Source organism: Moorena sp. SIO3B2 (assembly GCF_010692525.1).
GTDB classification, from domain to species: domain Bacteria; phylum Cyanobacteriota; class Cyanobacteriia; order Cyanobacteriales; family Coleofasciculaceae; genus Moorena; species Moorena producens.
The window spans coordinates 1-3,340 of record NZ_JAAHHE010000224.1; the positions used below are offsets into that span (position 1 = coordinate 1).

At 48.6% G+C, this 3,340-nt stretch carries 1 protein-coding gene; it reads left to right on the forward strand.

Translation table 11 applies throughout. From position 1 onward, the window contains the following. Window positions 1-3,340, forward strand: a 3,340-nt coding sequence (locus tag F6K38_RS28630) for a non-ribosomal peptide synthetase (protein WP_287358461.1), incomplete at both ends; no start/stop codon positions are given.

Sequence of the window (3,340 nt, forward strand, 5' to 3'; positions counted from 1 at the left end):
CAGTTGGGGGCAACCAACGCATTTACCGCACGGGAGATTTAGGTCGTTTGCGACCGGATGGCAGCCTAGAATTTGTCGGGCGCAAAGATTTCCAGGTCAAGCTCAGGGGTTACCGGATTGAACTGGGTGAAATAGAAGCAGCACTGGCACAACACTCTCAAGTCAAAGAAGCAGTAGTGATTGCCCGAGAAGACAGTCCTGGGGATAAGCGCTTGGTGGCCTATGTAGTGGCCACCGCATCTCAACCTGTGATTAGTCAGCTGCGCTCCTTGCTCAAAACCCAACTCCCCGACTACATGATGCCTGCAGCTTTTGTGGTCTTGGAATCCCTACCGTTAACCCCCAACGGCAAGGTGAACCGACGGGCATTACCAGCACCCGAACTAGACCCGACAGCATCAGCTTCTTTTGTAGCACCCCAGACACCATCCCAAGAATTGCTAGCGGATATCTATGGTTCTGTCTTAGGAATCAAACCGGTAGGCATCCACGACAACTTCTTCGAGCTGGGTGGACATTCCCTGCTAGCGACTCAAGTCATTTCCAGGTTGCGAGAAACCTTCTCGGTCGAAATCCCTCTACGCAGTATCTTTGAAGCTCCCACAGTAGCCCAACTTACTGAGCATATCAACAGGATTCGCAACACCCAAGAGCAAATACCGATCGCCCCAGCGATTACTGTGGTATCTCGCCAGCAACAGTTGCCTTTAAGTTTTGCCCAACAGAGATTGTGGTTCCTGCACCAACTATTTGAAGGGGATTCGTCTGCCTACAATATGCTGGCTGTGTTGGAGCTGACTGGCCAACTCGACATCGATGCCCTATCTGGAGCCCTCACAGAAATCATTAATCGTCACCAAGTGCTGCGGACTCGGTTTGAGTCCGTCGGTACCATGCAATTCCAAGTGATCGAGCCTGAGTGTCAACTGAGTTTGCCGGTAATCGACTTACGGGAATTATCACAACCACAGCAATCCCAGCAAGTGCAACAGTTGGCCGAAGCTGAAGGGAAGCAACCGTTTGATTTAGAACAAACCCCTTTAGTACGGGCAAGTGTGTTGCAACTGTCCGAGCAGAAGCATATTCTGCTGTTGAACGTGCATCATATCGCCTTTGATGGCTGGTCGAGGGGAATTTTCCTCAAGGAACTGTCGGTGATCTATACAGCTTTAAGTTCGGGTCAACCGTCCCCCTTAGCCGAATTACCGATTCAATATGCCGACTATGCCGCTTGGCAGAGACAGTGGTTGCAAGGGGAAGTGTTAGAAACTCAGGTCAACTACTGGAAACAGCAGTTATCAGGAGAGCTACCGGTTTTAGAACTGCCCCTAGATTATCCCCGTCCCCCGGTTCAACGTTACACCGGTGGGAAAAAATTCCTGAAACTATCTCAAAAACTGACTTCATCCCTCAAGCAGTTAAGTCAACTTGAAGGGGTGACCTTGTACATGACCTTGCTGGCCGCCTTCAAGGTCTTACTATCGCGCTATTCGGGACACTCAGATATTATCGTCGGTACTCCCATTGCCAATCGCCACCGTACAGAACTAGAAGGTCTAATTGGCTTTTTTGTCAATACCTTAGTGTTGCGGACGGACTTGGGGGGGAATCCCAGCTTTGAGGAATTATTAGGACGAGTGCGGGAAGTGACTTTGGGAGCTTATGGGCACCAAGAGATGCCCTTTGAGAAGCTCGTCGAAGAGTTACAGCCTCAGCGAGATCTCAGCCGTAATCCCATATTTCAGGTTTGGTTCGATATGGTGAATGTGCCCAGGAATCCTTTGGAACTCCCAGGTCTAACTGTAGAAAACCGGTTGTTCTCAGACCCTCAGTCCAAGTTTGACTTAACCGTTTATGTTCGGGAAACGAATCAGGGGATCCAACTGATATTAGTGTACAACGCTGAGCTATTTAGCTCCCTGAGAATGGAGCAACTCCTAGAGCACTATCAGTATTTATTAGAGCAGATTGTCACTAATCCCCAACAAAAACTCTCGGGTTTAACTTTATTTAGGGAGCAACAAAAACATTACCCTGATCTAATCGAGCAGATTGCTCCGAGGGAAGGCTTTAGGGAATTCACCAAACCAGAAATTGAACAATCAATTCCACACAGATTTTCCGAACAGGTCAGGCAATATCCCCAGAATATTGCCATCAAAACCAAGAAATACCAATGGACTTATTCACAACTAGAACGGGTGGCTAATCAAGTCGCCGAGATCGTACTCAACCAATGTGGTAATCACGAACAACGCATTGCACTGTTATTGGAACATGATGCCCCAGCCATTGCCGCCATTTTAGGAGTACTCAAAGCTGGCAAAACCTATGTGGCTGTTGACCCAAGCTATCCGAAAGAAAGACTCGGTTATATCTTGGCCGATTCTAGGGCGACAGCGGTGGTGACCAACAACCAGAACCTGTCTTTGGCAGTGGAATTAAGCCAACAGGAAATCACCGTGATCAATATAGATGAGATTGATCACAAAGATGTAGGTGGTTCTGAGGAACACAGTCCACCAGAAATTGCCCCAGACCAACTAGCATACATTCTCTACACATCGGGTTCTACCGGAGTTCCCAAAGGGGTGATCCAAAATCATCGCAATGTGCTGCATTACATCAGGAATTACACCAATAATCTCAAAATAGCTAATGGCGATAAGTTAACTCTGTTCTCATCCCTGTGCTTTGATGCGGCGATTGTGGACATGTTTGGGGCTTTGTTAAATGGTGCTACCCTCTACCCCTTTGACCTCAAGTCGGAAGGTCTTGCCCCTGTGCCGGAATATCTCACCCAGGAGGGGATTACCATTTATCACTCCACCCCCACTGTCTACCGACACTTGATGAGCCATCTCAGCCCAGAGGAAAAATTGCCTCAGATTCGTGTAATTGTCTTGGGAGGAGAGGAGGTCAAACCCCAAGATGTGGCGCAATACCAAAAGCACTTTGGTATTGATTGTACCTTGGTCAATGGTCTCGGCTCCACAGAAGCGACCTTTACCTTACAAAATTTTATCAATGGACAAACAGAGGTAGTGAATACGGTTCCGGTGGGTTATCCCCTCTGTGAAACCGAAATTCTCTTACTTGACCACAACGGCCAGCTCACGGATTTCTATGGAGAAATCGGGATTAGGAGTGCCCACATCGCCCTGGGTTATTGGGGCAAGCCTCAGCTGACCGAGAAGGCATTTTGTGCTGACCCAGTTGGGGGCAACCAACGCATTTACCGCACGGGAGATTTAGGTCGTTTGCGACCGGATGGCAGCCTAGAATTTGTCGGGCGCAAAGATTTCCAGGTCAAGCTCAGGGGTTACCGGATTGAACTGGG